We start from the raw sequence: 19,558 nt of genomic DNA, 5'->3' as shown, positions 1-19,558 counted from the left end.
CTACTGCCCTACTGCCCTACTGCCCTACTGCCCTACTGCCCTACTGCCCTACTGCCCTACTGCCCTACTGCCCTCGCTTCAAAGCCACCCGTTCTTGCGAAACCGCCAGTAAAGAAACGTGCAGATCAGGGCAATTGCCGCCAGGACGGCCGGGTAGCCATATTCCATCCTCAGTTCCGGCATGTCGCTGAAATTCATGCCGTAAATGCCGGCGAATGCCGTCGGCACGGCCAAGATTGCGGCCCATGAGGCAAGCTTCTTGGAGATCGCCGTCTCCTGGCTTTGACCGACCAGAAGGCTCGCCTCGAAGGCGAAGGCGAGAACCTCACGCAGGCTGTCGATCTTTTCCTGGACAGTGCGGATGTGGTCGGTGACGTCGCGAAACAGCGGGTGCATGGCTGTGTGGATTTGCGGCAGATCGGCGCTGGTGAGCCGCCGGCAGACCTCCACCAGCGGCAGGGCCGCATTACGCAGGCGCAAGAGATCGCGGCGCAGCATGTAAAGCCGTTCGATATCGGAGCCGGTCATCGGTTTCAGCAGAACCTTGTCCTCGATCGCCTCGACCTCGTTTTCGATCTGCTCAAGCACCGGCATATAGTTGTCGACGATGAAGTCGAGAATGGCGTAGAGGACGAAATCCTCGCCCTTGGCAAGGGAATGTGGGCAGCTTTCCCAATGCTGGCGAACGGCGGCGTAGGAGGTCGACGGGCCATGCCTGACGCTGACAATGTAGCCCGCGCCGACGAACAGATGCGTCTCGCCGAAGGTGACGCGGCTGTCGATCAGCTGCGCCGTGCGGGCAACGATGAACAGGGCATCACCATATTGCTCGATCTTCGGTCGCTGGTGCGGATGCTCGGCGTCCTCGATCGCCAGCTCATGCAGATGGAATTGCGCCTGGACGCGCAGCAACAAATTGCGGTCGGGCTCCAGCAGTCCGATCCAGACCACGTGGCCCGGCTTCCCGGCCCATTCGCCGGCTTCCTCGATCGGAATGTCGGCGATGCGCCGCCCAGCCGTATAGACGCCGCAAGCGATTATACCCGACATCGGCGGCGCAGGAGCAAACTCGCGGACGTATTCCATCGCAGCCTCCTGAAGGCGGGGCCTTCATCGCGGAACTGAGAAGTCGGCGCGTCGAAAGCTTAGCGCAATTTTCTGTCAGGTGGCGAATCCGAAATTCGCATCAGTGCTGAGAGAACTCACTTCGCTGGTTGGGTTGCGGGAAGAACAATCTTGTCCGTCTTGTCGCCCTTCGGACGATCGGCCGGCATCTGATCGCCGGTGACGATATAGTAGATCGTCTCGGCGATGTTGGTAGCGTGGTCGCCGATGCGCTCGATGTTCTTGGCGCAAAACAGGAGATGTGTGCAGGGCGTGATGTTGCGTGGGTCTTCCATCATGTAGGTCAGCAATTCGCGAAACAGAGAGGTGTACATGGCGTCGATCTGGTCGTCGCGGTCGCGCACGAAACCGATTTTCTCCACCGACCGCGACGCATAGACGTCGAGTACTTCCTTGAGCTGGGTCAGTGCCAGATTGGCCAAAGCCTCGAGGCCGCGGAACAGGCTGTTCGGCTGGCGCCCGTCTGCGACGGCAACCACCCGCTTGGCGACGTTCTTGCCGAGGTCGCCTACCCGTTCGAGGTCAGCCGAGATGCGGATCGCGCCGACGATCTCGCGCAGATCCGTCGCCATCGGCTGGCGTTTGGCGATGATGATGATCGCCTTGTCGTCGATCTCGCGCTGTCCCTCATCCAGAACCAGGTCGTCCCGAATGACTTTCTGGGCAAGCCCCGGATCCGCATTGACCAGCGCCGCGACCGCCTGCTCGACCATGCGCTCGGCATGCCCGCCCATCGCCGCGATGCGCTTCGACAGATATTTCAGCTCCTCGTCATAGGCGCTGACGATATGCACGGACTGCATGACGAAATGCCTTCCCGGGATCTCGTGGTTGAGTCGTTCCCTCGAATCCCCGCTGATACGCTAGCCGGATGACAGAAAAAAGAAACGGCCCATTATGTGCTAGAGATAGTACTACGTTAGCGAGCCGGCAAATGGACCGTGAACGCCGCACCCTTGCCGACCTCCGACCTGATGGAGAGTCTGGCGTTGTGGCGGGTCAGGATATGCTTGACGATGGACAGGCCAAGGCCGGTGCCCTTCTGGGTTCGGCTGTTCTCGACGTCGACGCGGTAGAAGCGCTCGGTGATGCGCGGGATGTGCTCTTCGGGGATGCCGGGGCCGAAATCCCTGATGGTGACGTCGATGCCCGGTTCGGGATCGCTGTCGCTGCGTATGATCGACACCACGACGCGTCCGCCCGACTGACCATATTTGCAGGCGTTTTCCAGCAGGTTTTCGAAGACCTGGAAAAGCTCGTCCCGATCGCCGGGCACGTCGAGCGGCCCTTCCGCGAAATCACGCTCGATGACGACGCCGTTTTCCTTTGCGAGCGGCCCAAGCGAATCGATGACGCTGTCGATGGCCTGGCGCAGGTCGACCTCGGTTCCCGGCTTGAGATAGGGCTTCATCTCCAGGCGCGACAGCGACAGAAGATCGTCGATGAGGCGCGCCATGCGGCTGGTCTGGTTCTGCATGATCTGCAGGAACTGCTCGCGCGCCGCGGGGTCGTTGCGGGCCGGCCCGCGCAGCGTCTCGATGAAGCCGGCGATCGAGGCGAGAGGCGTGCGCAGCTCGTGGCTGGCATTGGCAATGAAGTCGGCACGCATTCTGTCGATCCGGCGCGCCTCACTCTGGTCCTTGAACACCAGCACGTAGAGATCCGTGGCATGGCCGACTGAAGACGCGCTCACCCGATAGGCTCGTTCGACCGGCAGCTTTTCTATGTAGTCGACGCTGTCCGAAGCGACGTTGCCCGCCAAGATACTATCCAGCAAGGCCTGCATTTCCGGCGCGCGGAATTTCAGCGACAGCGACATGCCGGGCGCAATCCCGCCGAAGGCGGCAAAGGCAGCAGCGTTGGCGTGGACGATGGCGGCGGAGCGATCGAAAATGATCAGCGGATCGGCAACCGCCGCCGCGAGATATTCGCCGGAAAGTTGTTGCACGCTCGACTCGATGGCCGCGGCATTTTCGGTCGATTGGCGGGCGATGCCGGCCGGCAGCATCGCAGCGGCAACCAGCACGGCGCCAGCCAGCAGCACCACATAGCCAGACATGCCGGCAAAACCATAGACCATCAGAACCGCAACGAGGCCGGCCGCCAGCAGCCAGCGGCTGTTCCACAGCCGCATGGCGACGGCTTGCGCTCTGCCTCTCCGCTCCGTGCCGATGTCGGCCATTTGCGCTCCGTCTGCGGCCACTTCAAGAACTTCTTGCTGGACCGGCGCTAGAGCGCAGTCCGTCCAATTGGACGCACAAAGGACGCTCTACCACTTTATCTGCTGCATCGTTCTTTCCGAAAATCGATTCCGATTTTTGGGCCGATGCAGTAAGGCTCCCAATAGCACGAGTCCGGAAGCTGGAAAGGTTCGCCTCGATGAAAAACGCTAAGGAAAGCCCCGCCGCACCCTCATCGGAGCCGCTGAAGATCATGATCGACGGCAAGGAGAGAGCGTTCGACATCGAGGCCCCCGCGCTTCCCGACTGGGTCGAGGACCGCAAGCTCACCGCCGGCGGTTACCCTTACGACAAGAAGATGAAGAGCGAGGAGTATGACGAGAGGCTAGAGAAGCTGCAGATCGAGCTGGTCAAGGCGCAGGCGTGGCTGCAGTCGACGGGCAAGCGGGTAATGTCGCTGTTCGAGGGACGCGACGCTGCCGGCAAGGGCGGCACTATCTTCGTTTTGCGCCAGTATCTGAACCCTCGCACGGCGCGCAACGTGGCGCTGACCAAGCCAACGCCCACCGAGCTTGGACAATGGTACTTCCAGCGCTATGTCGACCACTTCCCGACGTCGGGCGAATTCGTCACCTTCGACCGCTCCTGGTATAACCGCGCCGGCGTTGAACCGGTGATGGGATTCTGCACGCCCGAGCAGCACAAGCAATTTCTGGACGAGGTTCCGCATTTCGAGCGGATGATCCGCAACGAGGGCATACATTTCTTCAAATTCTGGCTGAACATCGGCCGGGAAACGCAGCTCGAGCGATTCCACGACCGCCGCTGGAGCCCGCTGAAGAGCTGGAAGTTTTCGCCAATCGACATCGCCGGCATCACCAAATGGGACGAATACACCAAAGCGCGCGACCTGATGGTCGAGCGCACGCACAAGGAGTTCGCGCCCTGGATCATTGTGCGGGCGAACGACAAACGGCGCGCGCGGCTGGCCGTCATGCAGCGCATTCTCCTTTCGCTTCCCTATGACGGCCGCGACCTCGACGTCATCGGCAAGGAGGACAAGAAGATCATCGGCGAAGGGCCGACTTTCCTCGAAAAATAAGCTCACCTCATCGATACGCGGCTCTCATGCCGCCAGCCGGGCAATCCGCTGCAGTCGCTTCAGCGTGGTGTCGTCCTGCAGCGCCTGCTGGAAAAGCGAGATCTCCTGGTCGATGCGGTCGCAGAGCGCGCCGGTGTCGCCCCTCAGCAGGTCGCGCGTCTGTAGCAGCGCCGCGACAGGCTTCTTGGCGAGTTGCCTGGCTCTTGCCAACGTGGCTTCCTCGACGCTGCCGTCCGTCACGATCTCGCCGACAAGGCCCAGTGCCCTGGCATCTTCGGCGGCGAGCGTGTCGCCCAGGCAGAAGAAGCGGAACGCCCCGGCATAGCCGAGCTTCTGCGGCGCCAGAATGCTGGTCGCCGCGTCCGGCACCAGGCCGAAATCGACGAACGGCACGCGAAACGTGCTCTTGCTCGAGGCGATCACCATGTCGCAGTGGAACAGGATGGTGCAACCGACGCCGACGGCGTCGCCGTCGACACAGGCAAGGACCGGTTTCGGGAACGTCGCCAGCGTGCGGAACATATCGGTGACGGCGGCGATCAGTCGCCGATGTTTGGTGGCGTCGAGAAATTCGGAGAAATCGGCACCGAGGCAGAAGCACCCGGCCAAGCCGCGCAGGACCACGACGCGGACGTCGTCGTCGACAGCGGCTTCGTGGAATGTTCTGGCCAGGCTTTCATAGGCCCGCCTGTCCAGCACCGGGCGGCCGTCACCCGACGATACCGTGACGATCAGCGTGTGATTGCGGAATTCTGCTTTTGAGTGAACGTTCATGGCCTCTCTCCAATCTCACGAGGCGCGTCTCTGTCCGAGCATGTCCGGGTACCCTCTGGCCAGCACCGGCGCAAAGTGGTTGCGGCGCGAACGCACCACGTCGAGCGTGTGCTCGTTGAAGGTGAGCAGTGTGGCAACCACCTGCTGGTTGCCATAGGTACGCTGGTAACCGAGCGGGGTTGCCAGGAAATGCAGCTGCAGCGCGCGAAGCACCCACATCGGCTCGAATTCGATGATCACCTGGTTGACGTTGCGCTTCAGACCCCACTCGACGAAGCCGGCGATCAGCTCGGTGCCGACCGTCGACACGCCGCGCCGACCGTCGCGGAATCCCGGCGCAACCGCATAGCGGGTCAGTTCATAGACATTCGGGCCCGACGGTGGGGTTCCCTCATAAAGGTCCGCCAGCACATCGGTTAGAAGATGTGCCCGGGTCGTCGGCAACATCCGCTGATAACCGGCGAGCTCGCCATTGCGGATGACGATCTGGTGCACTGCCTCGTCGTGGTCGAATTGATCGATCTCGAGGCCATCAGGGCGCTGCAGATCGGTCCATCCCATCTCTTCGACGAAAACTCTGTAACGCAAACGATGAACGGCCTCCCAGAGGTCGGGCCGTTCCATCAATTCCTGGGTCGTGAGGGAAAAAAGCATTTGCCGTCTCCTAGTTTCAATAGGAAGATACGGCCGTGCTTTCCCAAAAAAATTACGCGATCACGCAAGCAAGAATTTCTAGGCCGGCGCGGCCGACCTAGTTAATATAGCCGCGCCTTATCGCTTCCGCGACGGCCTGGACCCGGTTGACGGCACCGAGTTTGCTTTTGGCGTTAAGAAGGTGTTTCTCTGACGTGTGTTCCGAAATGCCGAGAATTTGTGAAATCTCCCATTCGGACTTGCCAACAGCAGCCCATTGCAGGCATTCGCGCTCACGCGGCGTTAATTCGACATGATCGATGGTTTTGCCCGCCATGGTGTGGAGCTGCATTGCGCGGCCAATCGCATAAGTCGAGACCAGCGACACCAACCCGAACTCGGCGCTCGACAATTCGACAGCCTCGCCGCCTAGCGACACCATGACGATCTGGCCATCGAGCGTGATTAGCGGGAAGGCCAACCCGTCGCGCAGCTTGAATTCGCCGGCATCGCCCATCACCTCGCCGCCGCTCTTGCCGATGCGGATGCCCTGAGATGCTTCCCGCCACTGGAATGGCGCTTGAAGCTGCTTCATGTGGCTGACGACGGGGTCGTGATCGACGTAGTTGCGCGCGACGTAGCGCTCAAGCCATTCAGCCGGCCAGTCGCAGAGCAGCACATGGTCCTTTTGCTGGTTTCTCGGTGTGCCAGGTTGCGGAACCGTCCCGGCCATCAGCGCCGTCAGCCCGAACCCGCTTGTTACCCCCAGCAGCTTTTCGCAGACGGCGGCGGCTGTGCCGGCGTGCTGCAACTGATCTATCAACTCCAGCGTACGATCGAAATGACCCATCGCAACATCTACCCCATGTTGCCTTCCGCTCTTGACGCCAATGGCAGTGATCAACCCGCACCACGCCATCAACCCCGGACTGCAAAGCTGCCTCCCCTGTGCGTCCTACTGCTCCTCTTCAGCCGGCATCACGCAGTCACTTGCAAACTCACTAAACAATATCCCTAAATTGCAATGATGAAACCAAAAACCGTCGTACCTGTGTTTTTTTCGTACAAAAACCTGTTATTTCGTACGAAAGCCGGGGCAAGACCCGGACGGAGTCGTCGCGTGGCGTTTCGGCGCATATCCATTTCATTGATCTCGATATTGATCGGAGCGCAATCGCTTGCGGTTGCTGCGCTCGCCGCGGAGCCGCAGGTGCCGGTGTTCTGGGACGCCAAGGAGCGGCTGCCAAAGCCGGACCTTTCGATGCTGCCGCGGCTGCGATTCCTGACCACCACGGATTTCCCGCCGTTCAATTTCCTCGATGGGGCAGGCCGGCTGTCGGGCTTCCATGTCGACCTGGCGCGCGCCATCTGCGCCGAGCTCGGCATTGCCGAAAAATGCCAGATCCAGGCGCTGCCCTGGGCCGAGCTCGAAGGTGCGCTCGGGAAAGGCGAGGGCGAAGCGATCATTGCCGGCATCGCCGCGACGCCGGAGTCGCGGTCGAAATACGCATTTTCACGCTCCTACCTGCAATTTCCGGCACGCTTCATCATGCTGAAGACACAGGCGCTGACCGAACCAATGTTCGACAAGCTGCGCAGCAAGCGTGTCGGCGTGATCGCCGGCTCCGCGCACGAGCGGATGCTGCGCGATTATTTCGGCGACGTCCAAATCGTCCCGTTCGCAAAGCCGGAGGAGCTTTATGGCGAGCTGAAAGCCGGCAAGATCGACGCCGCCTTCGGCGACGGCATGCGTTTCGCCTTCTGGCTCGGCGGTTCGGATGCAGCGGGCTGCTGCCGCTTTGCCGGCGGCCCCTATCTGGCGCCCGAATATCTCGGCTCAGGCATGGCAATCGCCACCAGGGCCGACGATCCGGCACTGGCCGCCGCTTTCGACTACGCGCTGCAGGAAATCTCGGTGAAAGGCACGTTCGCCGAGTTCTATCTGCGCTATTTTCCCGTCAATTTTTTCTGAGCTTGGCCGCCGGCTCAGGTCAGCGTGCGAAGGCGGGCCTTGGCGGCTCGCGCAATGGCGGCGACCGTCAGCGCATCGAGGTCGAGTTCCCGGCGGACGAGCTGCAGGACGCGCACCTCCTCCAGGCGCATTTCGAGATCGACAGCTGCGACCTCGAAGGCGGCGGCATAGGCGGTGTCACGCAGGCGTTCGGGCAGCGCCTCGGCGACGCGCGCCAGGACGCCCTCCAGCCCATCCTTTTCATGCAGCATTTTCTGGCAGGCCTGGGCGACCTCGACCAGCCGCTCCTGGTTGAAATCCTCAAACACCGGCCAGGATCGAACGACGTCGCCGATCCGCGCCAGTTCGACGTCGGTCATGTCGCGGTCTGACGCCGAGGTGATGACCATCAGGTAGATCATGGCTTCGTGTGGCGACAATGGCATTTACAACTCCTTGAGATGGTCCCGAAGTTAGGAACGAGGGGCCGGCGCCGCAAGGAAAAACAGCCGCGATCGTCGGCGCTCCGATCACGCCTTGGAACTTGATCCATCCTGACTATCGGGACGGGGGCGCTTAATCTTCTTGCCTGATCACGGTCCTGCCCGAAAACCGGGTTCCACTTTTCGGGATCATGGTCTAGAGCATGCGGCTGCCGGCATGGATGCCGGCAAAGTTGCAGGAATAGCATCATGGCCGAACGACAGCCGATCGATCTCAGCCCGGAAGTCCTCGCCGCCGCCGCCGAAAGCAAGGCGTGGCCATTCGAGGAAGCGAAAAAGATCGTCGCCCGCTACGCGAGCAGCGGCTACCCGGAAACGGTGCTGTTCGAGACCGGCTACGGCCCGTCCGGCCTGCCGCACATCGGCACGTTCGGCGAGGTGGCGCGCACATCTATGGTGCGCCACGCTTTCCGCGTGCTGACTGAAGACAAGGTCAAGACGCGGCTGCTGTGCTTCTCCGACGACATGGACGGATTGCGCAAGGTGCCGGACAATGTGCCTAACAAGGACATGCTGCGCGCCTATCTCGGCAAGCCGCTGACCAGGATACCGGACCCGTTCTCCAATGAGTATCCGTCCTTCGGCGCCGCCAATAACGCACGGCTGCGCGCTTTCCTCGACCGTTTCGGCTTCGATTACGAATTCGCTTCCTCGACCGACTATTATACTTCCGGCCGCTTCGACGGGACGCTGCTCAAGATGCTCGAGCGCTTCGATAAGGTGATGGCAATTATGCTGCCGTCACTGCGCGAGGAGCGGGCGCTGAGCTATTCGCCCTTCCTGCCGATCCATCCCAAGACCGGCATCGTCATGCAAGTCGCGATCGACGAGCGCAAGCTCGACGCCGGCACCATCGTGTGGCGCGACCCGGACACCGGCGAGCGCTTCGAGACGCCGGTGACCGGCGGTCATGCCAAGCTGCAATGGAAGCCAGATTGGGCGATGCGCTGGGCAGCACTCGGCGTCGATTACGAGATGTCCGGCAAGGATCTGATCGATTCCGTCAAGCTCGCCGGGCAGATTTGCCGCGCGCTCGATGCTCCGGCACCCGAGGGCTTCAATTATGAGCTGTTCCTCGATGAGAACGGCCAGAAGATCTCGAAGTCGAAGGGCAATGGGCTGACCATCGACGAGTGGCTGACTTACGCGCCGACCGAGAGCCTTAGCCTTTATATGTTCCAGCGCCCGCGAACCGCGAAGAAGCTTTATTTCGACGTCATCCCGAAGGCGGTAGACGAATATTACACGTTCCTCTCTGCCTATCAGAGGCAGGACTGGAAGGAGCGGCTGGGCAATCCGGTCTGGCACATGCATGACGGCAATCCCCCGGCAGTCGACCTGCCGGTTCCGTTCTCGCTGCTGCTCAACCTGGTCAGCGCCTCGAATGCGCAGAACAGGGACGTGCTGTGGGGTTTCATTTCGCGCCACGCGCCGGGTGTGACGCCGACAACCCATCCCGAGCTCGACCGGCTGGCCGAATATGCCATCCGCTATTTCGACGATTTCGTGAAGCCGGCGAAAGTGTACCGTGCTGCCGACGCGGTCGAGCGCGAGGCGCTGACCAAGCTTTCGGAAGCGCTCGCCGCGCTGCCGGCTGATGCCGACAGCGAGGCAATCCAGAACGCTGCCCTCAATGTTGCGCGCAAGATCGAGCGCTACCAGGATCATTCCAAGCAGAGCCCGGAGGGCGGACCCGGTGTCTCCGTCGCCTTCTTCCAGATGATCTATCAGGTGCTGATAGGTCAGGAACGCGGGCCGCGCTTCGGCTCCTTCGCCGCGCTCTACGGCATCGCCGAAACGCGCGAGCTCATTCAGCGGGCGCTGGCTGGTCAGCTGGCGGCATGAGGACGCCGTCTTGCTCCTCCAGGATCGAGCTAGGCGCTACAGGCGCGGATCGCGACGCAGCAGCCGGGAGCGGCGGCAGGCCTGAAACGCTCGGCGCCGGCCCGAAGACGCCTTTTTTTGCTGCACGCGCCTTCTCGCCGGCTTCTGCGTAAGGGCCGCCCTTGGCGGCGCGCGCCCAGCCATTTTCGACCAGCCATTGGCCGATATCCTGATTGCCGATCCGGCACTCGGCGGCGATCAGATCACGACCGCCTTCGGGCGGCACGGCACAGACCACCGCACGACTGCGGAGAAAGGCGCGGAAGGCCGTTCGCGCCCGAATGCCGCAATTCCAGGACTCGCCGCCGTCGGTGCAAGTCTCCTCCTGCTTGACGATGTCGATACCGGAAACCGCAATCGAATAGCCCTTTGCTTCGATGACCCCGGCGGCCGACGCGACGGGCTGGAATAGTTTCGTGCCTTTCCAGTCGTCGGGCATTTTCGTTTTTGGCGGCTTGGGCGGTCCGGCCAATGCCAGATCGCTCAACGGGGCGCGCGGCTCTATCCGTTCAAGCTCGTTGGAACCGAGCTGCGGCGGCACCACGATTTCTGGATCGATTGCCCTCGAATGCGCCGCCTGCTTGGCCGGCACTGATTTCGGGATGGCCGACGTAGCCGGCGCGGCGGGCTGCGGTTCAGCGCCGACCTGGATTTGCTCCCAGGGGCCGCCGCTTTCGCTCTGGACGGCGCGGCCGCCGGCGACAATTGCCGTGGCCATCGCCGGGATCGCCAGAACAGCCAAGGCAAGGTGAGGCAGACGCACCGGCCCCGCGCCTACTGGCTTGCCCAGACAATCCGCGCCACCCATTCGACATCGCGCATGGGGATGTCGCGGTCCGGGTGATCGGGATTGAGGGAGACCAGCGCGATCGACCTCGGTGTCTGGCGGTCGAGCACCTTGGCCATCACCTCGCCGGCATTGGTCTTGACGACGACGCGATCACCCTTTCGTATGGTAGCCCCTGGCTCGACGATCAGGACATCGCCATTGCGATAAAGCGGCAGCATGGAATCGCCCTGGACCTTCAAGGCATAGGAGGTTTCGGTTGCCCGTGCCGGAAGCTCGATCAGGTCCCATCCCTGCCCCGCTGGAAACCCGGCGTCGTCGAAGAAGCCACCGGCGCCCGCCTGGGCGAAGCCGAGCAGCGGCACCGACGATCTCTGCACGGGTAGTGCGTCGGAATTACCCCGACCCTCGACCAGCCCCGCAAATTCATCCAGCGAGGCGCCGGTCGCCTCGATGATCTTGGCCAGCGATTCGGTCGACGGCCAGCGCGGCCGTCCATCTGAGGACAGCCGCTTCGATTTGTTGAAGGCGGTCGAGTCGAGGCCAGCGCGCCTGGCCAGTCCAGAGGCCGAAAGCGAATAACGCTCGGCAAGAGCGTCGATGGCGGCCCAAACGCGGTCGTGCGAGAGCACCTTGCTCTTCCTTCGAAACAGGAAAAAATACCTTCCCTGTTCTATCCCTTGGCCGCCATCTTGTCCACCGTCGAAGACGGCGTCACGCCGCCTCCTTGGCCTCGTTTCTGGTATAAGGATCGAAGCGCTCGTAGAAGGTCTCGCCCTTCTCGGCCATGTCGAGCAGCAGCTTCGGCGCCTTGAACTCGGCACCGTATTTCTTCTGCAGGCCTTTGGCGATCTTAGCGAATTTTTTCGCGCCGATGCCGTCTATGTAGGACAGTGCACCACCGGTATAGGGCGCGAAGCCGAAGGCCAGGATCGAGCCGACATCGGCCTCGCGTGGGTCGGTAACGATGCCCTCTTCCATCACCCGTACCGCCTCAAGCGCGATGGTGACCAGCAGCCGCTGCTTCAGTTCCTCATAATCGACCTGCTCCGGCGACAGCTGCGGGTAGAGGTCCCTGAGGCCTGGCCACAGCTTCTTCTTGGCCGGTTTTGCCGGATAGTCATAGAAGCCCTTGCCGTTCTTGCGGCCCAAGCGACCATGCGTGTCGACCATCGTGTTGATCAGCGCCATCTGCTTCGGGTCGACCGCCTTGTCGCCGAGGTCGCGCATGGTCTGCTTCATGATCTTCTGGGCAAGGTCGATCGCAGTCTCGTCGGTCAACGCCAGAGGACCGACCGGCATGCCGGCGGCCTTGGCCGCGTTTTCGATCATCGGCGCCGGAACACCTTCGATCAGCATCTTGTAGGCTTCCGACATGTAGCGCAGCACGCAGCGATTGACATAGAAGCCGCGCGTATCGTTGACGACGATCGGCGTCTTCTTGATGGCGCGGACGAAGTCGATCGCGGTGGCCAGCGCCTTGTCGCCGGTCTTCTTGCCGAGGATGATCTCGACCAGCATCATCTTGTCGACCGGCGAGAAGAAATGAATGCCGATGAAATTCTTCGGGCGCGCCGAATTCCTAGCCAGCGATGTGATTGGGATGGTCGACGTGTTCGACGCGAAGATCGCCGACGGCTTGAGCACAGCCTCGGCCTGTTCGGTGGCATCCTTCTTGACGGCCGAATCCTCGAACACCGCCTCGACCACAAGATCACAGCCGGCAAGATCGGCGTAATCGGCCGTCGGCGTGATCAGCGACAGCAACCGATCCTTGTCCTGCGGCTTGGCACGGCCCTTCTTCACCTGATCCGAGATAAGGGTCTCGGAATGCGCTTTGCCCTTGGCGGCGGACTCCATGTCGCGGTCGAGCAGCACCACCGGGATGCCGGCCCTGGCCGTCACATAGGCGATGCCGGCGCCCATGAAGCCGGCGCCGAGTACGCCGATCTTCTTGAACTTCGTTTCCGGCACACCGGCCGGGCGGCGCGCGCCCTTGTTCAGTTCCTGCAGCGACACGAACAACGAACGGATCATCGCTGCCGCTTCCCTTGTCTGCATGATCTCGGTGAAATAGCGTTGCTCGATCCGCAAGGCGGTGTCGAACGGCACCAACAGGCCCTCATAGACGCATTTCAGGATGGCGGCAGCGGCGGGATAATTGCCATAGGTCTCTCGGCGCAGAATGGCGATGGCCGGGGGCCACAGATTGGCACCGGCCACCGAATAGATCGGGGCGCCGGGCAGCTTGAAGCCCTTTTCATCCCATGGCGCCACCGGCTTCAAGCCGTTCCTGATCATCGCCTTGGCGGTTTCGACCAGCTTGTCCGGCTCGGCAATCTCATGGATCAGGCCCATCGACTTGGCCTTCTGAGGCGACAGCATCTGGCCGGACGTCAGCATTTGCAGCGCCTGCTGCTGGTCGGTCAGCCGTGGCACGCGCTGGGTGCCGCCGGCGCCCGGAAAAATGCCGATCTTCACTTCGGGAAGCGCCATCCTCACTTTGTCTGAATCGGCCGCGACACGGCCATGGCAGGCGAGCGACAATTCGAACGCGCCACCCATGCATGTGCCGTTGATCGCCGAAACCCATGGCTTTCCCGAAGTTTCCAGCTTACGGAACAGGCCGTTCATGGTGCCCGCATTGTCGAACAGCGCCTTGGTCGCCTTCTCCGGGTCCTTCGCCTTGTCGGCGGCGAAGGTCGCCAGCATCTTCTGCAGCATGGTGATGTCGGCGCCGCCCGAGAACGTATCCTTGCCGGAGGTGATCACCGCGCCCTTTATCGCTGCATCGCTCGCCACTTTGTCGACGATGGTATTCAGTTCGAGCATCACCTCCTCGGTGAAGACGTTCATCGAACGGTCCGGCATGTCCCAGGTGACCAGCGCAATGCCGTCGGCGTCGATGTCGAGGGTGAAATTGGTGTAGCTCATCATCTCTCTCCGTCAGACGCGTTCGATGATCGTTGCAGTGCCCATGCCGGCGCCGATGCAAAGCGTCACCAGCGCGGTGTTGAGGTCGCGGCGTTCCAATTCGTCCAGCACCGTACCGAAGATCATCGCACCGGTGGCGCCGAGCGGATGGCCCATGGCGATGGCCCCACCATTGACGTTGATCCGGTCATGCGGAATGTCGAAAGCCTGCATGTAGCGCAGCACCACCGAAGCGAAGGCCTCGTTGAGCTCGAACAGGTCGATGTCCGACAGCTTCATCTTCGCCCGCTTCAACAGCTTCTCGGTGACGTCGACGGGGCCGGTCAGCATCAGCACCGGTTCGGAGCCGATGTTGGCGAACGCACGGATGCGTGCGCGCGGCTTGAGGCCGAGCGTCTTTCCCGCCTTTTTCGAGCCGAGCAGCACGGCCGCCGCGCCATCGACGATGCCGGAGGAATTGCCGGCATGGTGGACGTGGTTGACCTGTTCCACCTCGGGATGCTTCTGCACGGCGACGGCGTCGAAGCCGCCCATTTCGCCGGGCATGACGAAGGACGGGTTGAGCGCGGCCAGCGACTGCATGTCGGTCGAGGGCCGCATATGTTCGTCATGGTCGAGGATGGTCAGGCCGTTCTGGTCCTTCACCGAGATCACCGAATTCTTGAAGCGGCCCTCGCCCCACGCCTTGGCGGCACGCTTCTGGCTTTCGACCGCGTAGGCATCGACGTCGTCGCGCGAAAAGCCGTATTTGGTGGCGATCAGGTCGGCCGAGATTCCTTGCGGCACGAACCAGCCGGGCAGGCCGACCGATGGGTCCATGAACCAGGCGCCGCCGGAGGCGCCCATGCCGACGCGCGACATCGATTCGATGCCACCGGCAATGACGATCTCGTCGGCGCCCTGTGCGATCTTGGCGGCGCCGAAATTGATGGCGTCGAGGCCCGAGGCGCAGAAGCGCGATATCTGCATGCCAGGCGCCTTGGTGTCGTAGCCGGCCTCGAAAGCGGCGGCACGTGGAATGACCGCACCCGCCTCGCCAACCGGATCGACACAACCGAAGATGATGTCGTCGACGGTGCCGGTGTCCAGCCCGTTGCGGTCGCGGATGGCCTCGAGCACCTTGGCGCCGAGCCGCACCGCCGGCACTTCGTGCAGCGAGCCATCCTTCTTGCCCCTGCCGCGCGGCGTGCGCACGGCATCATAGACATAAGCTTCGGCCATTTTCCTGCTCCTTGGGTTTGCTGAAACTCGCTCAGAGCGAGCGCCCGATCAGCAATTTCATGATCTCGTTGGTGCCGCCGTAGATGCGCTGGACGCGGGCGTCGCGGAACATGCGCGCAATCGGATATTCATTCATGTAGCCATAGCCGCCATGCAATTGAAGGCATTCGTCGACGACTTTTCCTTGCAGGTCCGACAGCCAGTATTTGGCCATAGACGCGGTCACCGGGTCGAGGCCGCCGTTGATGTGGCGGGCAACGCAGTCATTATAGAAGACGCGGCCGATGGTCGCCTCGGTCTTCAATTCGGCAAGTTTGAACTGGGTGTTCTGGAATTCGATGATGGCCTTGCCGAAGGCCTTGCGCTCCTTGACGTAGTCGATGGTAAGCGCCAGCGCCCGCTCGACCATGGCAATAGCAGTGGTGCCGATCTGCAGCCGCTCCTGCGGTAATTGCTGCATCAACTGGACAAAGCCCTGGCCTTCCTCGTTGCCGAGCAGGTTCGAGGTCGGCACACGCACGTCGTTGAAGAACAGTTCCGACGTGTCGTTGGCCTTGAGGCCGATCTTGTCGAGGTTGCGGCCGCGCTCGAAACCTTCCACCTCGTCAGTCTCGACGACGATCAGCGAGATGCCCTTGGCGCCCTTCTCAGGATCGGTCTTGGCAACGACGATGATGAAATTGGCGAGCTGGCCGTTGGTGATAAAGGTCTTCGAGCCGTTGAGCTTGTACTGGTTGCCGTCCTTTTCGGCGCGCGTCTTGACGCTCTGAAGGTCGGAGCCCGCACCGGGCTCGGTCATGGCGATGGCGCCGATCAGCTCGCCGGTCGCCAGCCTCGGCAGCCATTTCTTCTTCTGCTCGTCCGAGCCGTAATGGAGGATGTAGGGGGCAACGATCGAATTGTGCAGGCCAATGCCGAACCCGTCGACGCCGACATGGCCGATCGCCTCGATGATGGCGCTCTCATGCGCGAAGGTGCCGCCCGATCCGCCATATTCCTCCGGCATAGAGGCGCAGAGCAGGCCGGCAGCACCCGCCTTCAGCCAGCTCTCGCGGTCGACCATTTCGTTCTTCTCGAACTCGTCGTAACGCGGCGCGATCTCTTCCGACATGAAGCGGTGCGCCATGTCGTAAAGCATGCCGACCTCGTCCGCCGCCCAGGCGGGCTTGGGAAGGCCAAGGATTTCGGCGGGGTGGGTCATGGTTTCTCCCTCGCGCCGACGTTCCCCTCCCCCTCGAGGGGAGGGTGGCCGCGAAGCGGCCGGGTGGGGTCGCCGATGACTTGCTTGACCTTATCTATTACAACCTGCGCCATGTGCCACGGCATTGCGATCATTTTCCTCCAAGGCATGCACCAGAATGGAGGTCGGCGCACTGCACGCAGGACCCCCTCCCGGCCCTTCGGGCCACCCTCCCCTCGAGGGGGAGGGGAACGCCGAAGCTAGAACGCTTCCGCCGGCAGTGTCATCAATGTGTCGGCACCGCTGGAGATGCGGGCAAGATGCGCCGACGTCTCCGGCATGATCCGCTCTATGAAGAAGCGCGCCGTCACCAGCTTGTGGTCGTAGAAAGACGAAGCGCCGTCGGCGCCATTCGCCAATTTCGCTGCGGCCACCCTGGCCATCCGGGCCCACATATAGCCCAGCGCCACCAGGCCGAAGAGATGCATGTAATCGGTCGAGGCGGCACCGGCGTTATCGGGCTTGGCCATGCCGTTCTGCACCAGCCACATCGTCGCCGTCTGCAGATCGTTGAGGCCCTTCTTCAGCGCCTTGGTGAAGGGCGCCATCGTCTCGTCGGTGCGGTTTTCCTCGCAGAACTCTCCGACTTCCTTAAAGAAAGCCTGGACCGCGCGGCCGCCATTCAAGGCCAGCTTGCGGCCGACGAGGTCGAGCGCCTGGATGCCGTTGGCACCCTCATAGATCATGGCGATGCGCGCATCGCGGACGAACTGGCTCATGCCGTGCTCTTCTATATAGCCGTGGCCGCCGAAGACCTGCTGCGCCATTACCGCATGATCGAACCCCTTGTCGGTGAGCACGCCTTTGACCACCGGCGTCATCAGGCCGGTGTAGTCGTCTGCGACCTGGCGATCTTTGTCGTCACCGGAGCGGTGAGCGATGTCGGACTTGATCGCCGTCCACAGCGCCAGCGCGCGGCCGGCCTCGTTGAAAGCCTTCATGGTCATCAGGCTGCGGCGGATGTCCGGATGGACGATGATCGGATCGGCCTTCCTGTCCGGCGCCTTCGGCCCTGACAGCGAGCGGCCCTGCAGACGATCCTTGGCGTAGGAAACCGCATTCTGGTAGGCAACCTCAGATAGCGAAAGTCCCTGCAGGGCGACGCCAAGCCGCGCCTCATTCATCATGGTGAACATTGCTTTCAGCCCGCCATTGGCCTCGCCGAGCAGCGTGCCTTCAGCGTCGTCGTAATTCATGACGCAGGTCGAGTTGCCATGGATACCCATCTTCTCCTCGATCGAGCCACAGGAGACGGTGTTCTTCTCGCCCGGATTGCCTGAGGCATCGAGCTTGAGCTTCGGCACGATGAACAGCGAGATGCCCTTCACGCCATCCGGCGCGCCCTCGATACGGGCCAGCACCAGGTGGACGATATTGTCCGACATGTCATGCTCGCCGGCCGAGATGAAGATCTTCTGACCGGAGATCCTGTAGGTGCCGTCGCCATTGGGGACGGCCTTGGTGCGCAGCAAGCCAAGATCGGTTCCGCAGTGTGGCTCGGTCAGGTTCATGGTGCCGGTCCAGGCGCCCTCGACTAGCTTCGGCAACCATGTTGCCTTCTGCTCTTTGGTGCCATGGGTGATGATCGCAGCGATCGCGCCTTGCGTCAGGCCGGCATACATCATCAGCGACATATTGGCCGACACCATGTATTCGGCAACCGCAGTGTGCACCGCGTAGGGCAACCCTTGCCCGCCAAACTCGACAGGTGCCGCGAGCCCCATCCAGCCGCCTTCGCGATACTGGTCGAAAGCTTCCTTGAAGCCTTTCGGCGTCGTTACCGAACCGTCGTCATGGCGCATGCAGCCTTCCACGTCGCCAACGCGGTTCAGCGGCTGCATCACGTTTTCGGCGAGCTTCGCGCCCTCGGCAAGGATGGCCTCGAGCACATCCGGCGTCGCGTCGGAAAATCCGGGAAGATTGGAATAACGCTGATATCCCAGCACTTCGTTCAGCACGAACAGCGTGTCCCGGACCGGCGCTCTGTAGATCGGCATGCGTTTCCTCCACCATGCGGTCTTGGCCCCGAAATCAGCCCCAGCATATGAGGATGGCAGACGGACCAACGTTGTGGTCGAGATAACAAATATTGACGTTTGCGTAAACGTCAATTCGGCGGTGCGGCAAATTTTCTCCCGCGCGCCAGGACGACAAACGACAAAGCACGGCAAACGACGAAGAACCGCGCAGCGAAAGCCACGCGGCTCTTATTCGTCACAAATCGAAAGCTTAGTTTAGCTCGCTACGCTGGCCTGCGGCGTCGAGCGCTCGATCAGCATTTGCCGGACGGTCGACATCGAAGCACTCAGTTCGCTGATGGCGTCGTCGATCAGCGCCCGCTGCTTCTGCAGACGGGCAAGCTGCTTCTCCGACTTGTCGAGCGCCAGCCGCAATTGCTTGGTGTTGGAGCCGTTCGGATCGTAGAGGTCCATCATCTGCTTGACGTCACGCAGCGAGAACCCGACCTTGCGGCCAAGCAGGATCAGCTTCAGCCGGGCCCTGTCGCGGCGTGTATAGAGACGGGTCGAGCCGTCGCGCTGCGGGTTGAGCAGACCCTTGTCCTCATAGAAACGCAGCGTACGCAGCGTCACTCCATATTTCTTGGCCATTTCGCCGATGCGGACAAGCTCTTCACCGGCTTCGCTCGACATATCGTTGGTGTTGGCCGCGGCTTGGCCGGGCGAAATAAGTTTCATGGTCACTGGCTTTCCCCGTCTGGTGGCGTCGCGGTCGCGGACCTTGCGTCGCCTGAGTGAAAGCGGGGGCGTGCTTCCACTCGTGGTTTCAACAAACAAATCGCAAACGGCGTAATCCGCTCATTTACGTTTACGTCAATTCTATATCGATAGCCGCCTCACCACGCAAGAGCGTTCTGGTCTTGCAACTTTATGCCGCAGCACCAGCGGACAACCTAAAAGGTCGTTGCCGATTTCGGGAGCGATCATGCGGCTGATCAAAATTCTACAACGTCTTTTGCGCGTCCAAAAAAGACACCCGGCGCCGTCGGCAGCCAGCCGACAAAGTTGCAACTTCTTAAGCTTGGTTAACGCGTTGTTTACCACGTTGGGGCGAAATGTGCGCATGTCGGTTACCCGTGTCTATCCTGTACTGAATTTTTCACGGTTTTTCGGAGCGCGGATGAGACCCGGGAAGCTCGTCTTCCACTGCAACAAGCCAGGCAGTCGCGTTCGTCCCGGCAGGACTTTGGGAACCTGGTGAAAGCC

The 19,558-nt window shown here is 61.7% G+C and carries 17 protein-coding genes; 3 read left to right on the top strand and 14 right to left on the bottom strand.

Annotated features, from left to right (window positions below; all coding sequences use genetic code 11):
- Nucleotides 1-78: 78 nt before the first annotated feature.
- From NKI24_RS17665 to NKI24_RS17655, 3 genes are all read right to left on the bottom strand, one after another.
- Nucleotides 79-1,086 (bottom strand): magnesium and cobalt transport protein CorA, encoded by a 1,008-nt coding sequence (locus NKI24_RS17665; RefSeq protein ID WP_023677347.1) that lies wholly within the window; start codon nt 1,084-1,086, stop codon nt 79-81.
- A 116-nt stretch (nt 1,087-1,202) separates the two neighbouring features.
- Nucleotides 1,203-1,928 (bottom strand): phosphate signaling complex protein PhoU, encoded by a 726-nt coding sequence (gene phoU / locus NKI24_RS17660; RefSeq protein WP_352455150.1) that lies wholly within the window; start codon nt 1,926-1,928, stop codon nt 1,203-1,205.
- A gap of 116 nt (nt 1,929-2,044) precedes the next feature.
- Nucleotides 2,045-3,307: a sensor histidine kinase gene (locus tag NKI24_RS17655; protein WP_352455149.1), complete on the bottom strand. Its 1,263-nt coding sequence runs from the start codon at nt 3,305-3,307 to the stop codon at nt 2,045-2,047.
- 197 nt (nt 3,308-3,504) lie between these two features.
- Here NKI24_RS17655 and ppk2 point away from each other — a divergent pair, with 197 nt between their 5' ends.
- Nucleotides 3,505-4,407, top strand: coding sequence for a polyphosphate kinase 2 (ppk2, locus tag NKI24_RS17650; RefSeq protein ID WP_352746987.1), 903 nt, complete (start codon nt 3,505-3,507; stop codon nt 4,405-4,407).
- Nucleotides 4,408-4,431: 24 nt separating this feature from the next.
- Here ppk2 and NKI24_RS17645 read toward each other — a convergent pair whose 3' ends face one another.
- The 3 genes from NKI24_RS17645 to NKI24_RS17635 all read right to left on the bottom strand — a co-directional run bounded on the left by NKI24_RS17645 (nt 4,432) and on the right by NKI24_RS17635 (nt 6,664).
- Nucleotides 4,432-5,181, bottom strand: coding sequence for an enoyl-CoA hydratase-related protein (locus NKI24_RS17645; protein WP_023677343.1), 750 nt, complete (start codon nt 5,179-5,181; stop codon nt 4,432-4,434).
- A 15-nt stretch (nt 5,182-5,196) separates the two neighbouring features.
- A complete protein-coding gene (locus NKI24_RS17640; RefSeq protein WP_023677342.1) occupies nt 5,197-5,835 on the bottom strand; it encodes an acyl-homoserine-lactone synthase in 639 nt (212 codons plus the stop codon).
- A gap of 97 nt (nt 5,836-5,932) precedes the next feature.
- Nucleotides 5,933-6,664 carry a helix-turn-helix transcriptional regulator gene (locus NKI24_RS17635; protein WP_023677341.1) on the bottom strand — a complete coding sequence of 244 codons (732 nt, stop codon included), beginning with the start codon at nt 6,662-6,664 and terminating at the stop codon, nt 5,933-5,935.
- Between the two features lie 270 nt (nt 6,665-6,934).
- On the opposite strand from NKI24_RS17635, the gene NKI24_RS17630 reads away from it, so the two are divergent.
- Nucleotides 6,935-7,786, top strand: coding sequence for an ABC transporter substrate-binding protein (locus NKI24_RS17630; protein WP_352746984.1), 852 nt, complete (start codon nt 6,935-6,937; stop codon nt 7,784-7,786).
- A 14-nt stretch (nt 7,787-7,800) separates the two neighbouring features.
- On the opposite strand, the gene NKI24_RS17625 is transcribed toward NKI24_RS17630, so the two are convergent.
- On the bottom strand, nt 7,801-8,211 hold the full coding sequence (locus NKI24_RS17625; protein WP_023677339.1) for a tellurite resistance TerB family protein: 411 nt from the start codon (nt 8,209-8,211) through the stop codon (nt 7,801-7,803).
- A 246-nt stretch (nt 8,212-8,457) separates the two neighbouring features.
- On the opposite strand from NKI24_RS17625, the gene NKI24_RS17620 reads away from it, so the two are divergent.
- Nucleotides 8,458-10,113 (top strand): lysine--tRNA ligase, encoded by a 1,656-nt coding sequence (locus tag NKI24_RS17620; protein WP_352746981.1) that lies wholly within the window; start codon nt 8,458-8,460, stop codon nt 10,111-10,113.
- On the opposite strand, the gene NKI24_RS17615 is transcribed toward NKI24_RS17620, so the two are convergent.
- From NKI24_RS17615 to NKI24_RS17585, 7 genes are all read right to left on the bottom strand, one after another.
- Nucleotides 10,076-10,915 carry a thermonuclease family protein gene (locus NKI24_RS17615; protein ID WP_352455146.1) on the bottom strand — a complete coding sequence of 280 codons (840 nt, stop codon included), beginning with the start codon at nt 10,913-10,915 and terminating at the stop codon, nt 10,076-10,078. The two genes, NKI24_RS17620 and NKI24_RS17615, sit on opposite strands and share 38 nt — an antisense overlap.
- A gap of 11 nt (nt 10,916-10,926) precedes the next feature.
- Nucleotides 10,927-11,571: a S24 family peptidase gene (locus NKI24_RS17610; protein WP_352448637.1), complete on the bottom strand. Its 645-nt coding sequence runs from the start codon at nt 11,569-11,571 to the stop codon at nt 10,927-10,929.
- Between the two features lie 82 nt (nt 11,572-11,653).
- Nucleotides 11,654-13,873 carry a 3-hydroxyacyl-CoA dehydrogenase NAD-binding domain-containing protein gene (locus NKI24_RS17605; protein WP_352746997.1) on the bottom strand — a complete coding sequence of 740 codons (2,220 nt, stop codon included), beginning with the start codon at nt 13,871-13,873 and terminating at the stop codon, nt 11,654-11,656.
- Nucleotides 13,874-13,885: 12 nt separating this feature from the next.
- The gene (locus NKI24_RS17600; protein ID WP_352448635.1) at nt 13,886-15,094 is read right to left on the bottom strand and encodes an acetyl-CoA C-acetyltransferase; all 1,209 of its coding nucleotides are present in this window, start codon (nt 15,092-15,094) and stop codon (nt 13,886-13,888) included.
- A 31-nt stretch (nt 15,095-15,125) separates the two neighbouring features.
- Nucleotides 15,126-16,295: an acyl-CoA dehydrogenase family protein gene (locus NKI24_RS17595; RefSeq protein ID WP_352744459.1), complete on the bottom strand. Its 1,170-nt coding sequence runs from the start codon at nt 16,293-16,295 to the stop codon at nt 15,126-15,128.
- 239 nt (nt 16,296-16,534) lie between these two features.
- Nucleotides 16,535-18,331, bottom strand: a complete 1,797-nt coding sequence (locus NKI24_RS17590; protein WP_352744456.1) for an acyl-CoA dehydrogenase — start codon at nt 18,329-18,331, stop codon at nt 16,535-16,537.
- Nucleotides 18,332-18,568: 237 nt separating this feature from the next.
- Nucleotides 18,569-19,030: a MerR family transcriptional regulator gene (locus tag NKI24_RS17585; RefSeq protein ID WP_023677331.1), complete on the bottom strand. Its 462-nt coding sequence runs from the start codon at nt 19,028-19,030 to the stop codon at nt 18,569-18,571.
- Between the last annotated feature and the right edge of the window lie 528 nt (nt 19,031-19,558).

It is taken from the genome of Mesorhizobium sp. M0701, from assembly GCF_040320365.1.
Taxonomy (GTDB): Bacteria; Pseudomonadota; Alphaproteobacteria; order Rhizobiales; family Rhizobiaceae; genus Mesorhizobium.
This window is presented reverse-complemented; position numbering and strand designations above follow the sequence as displayed.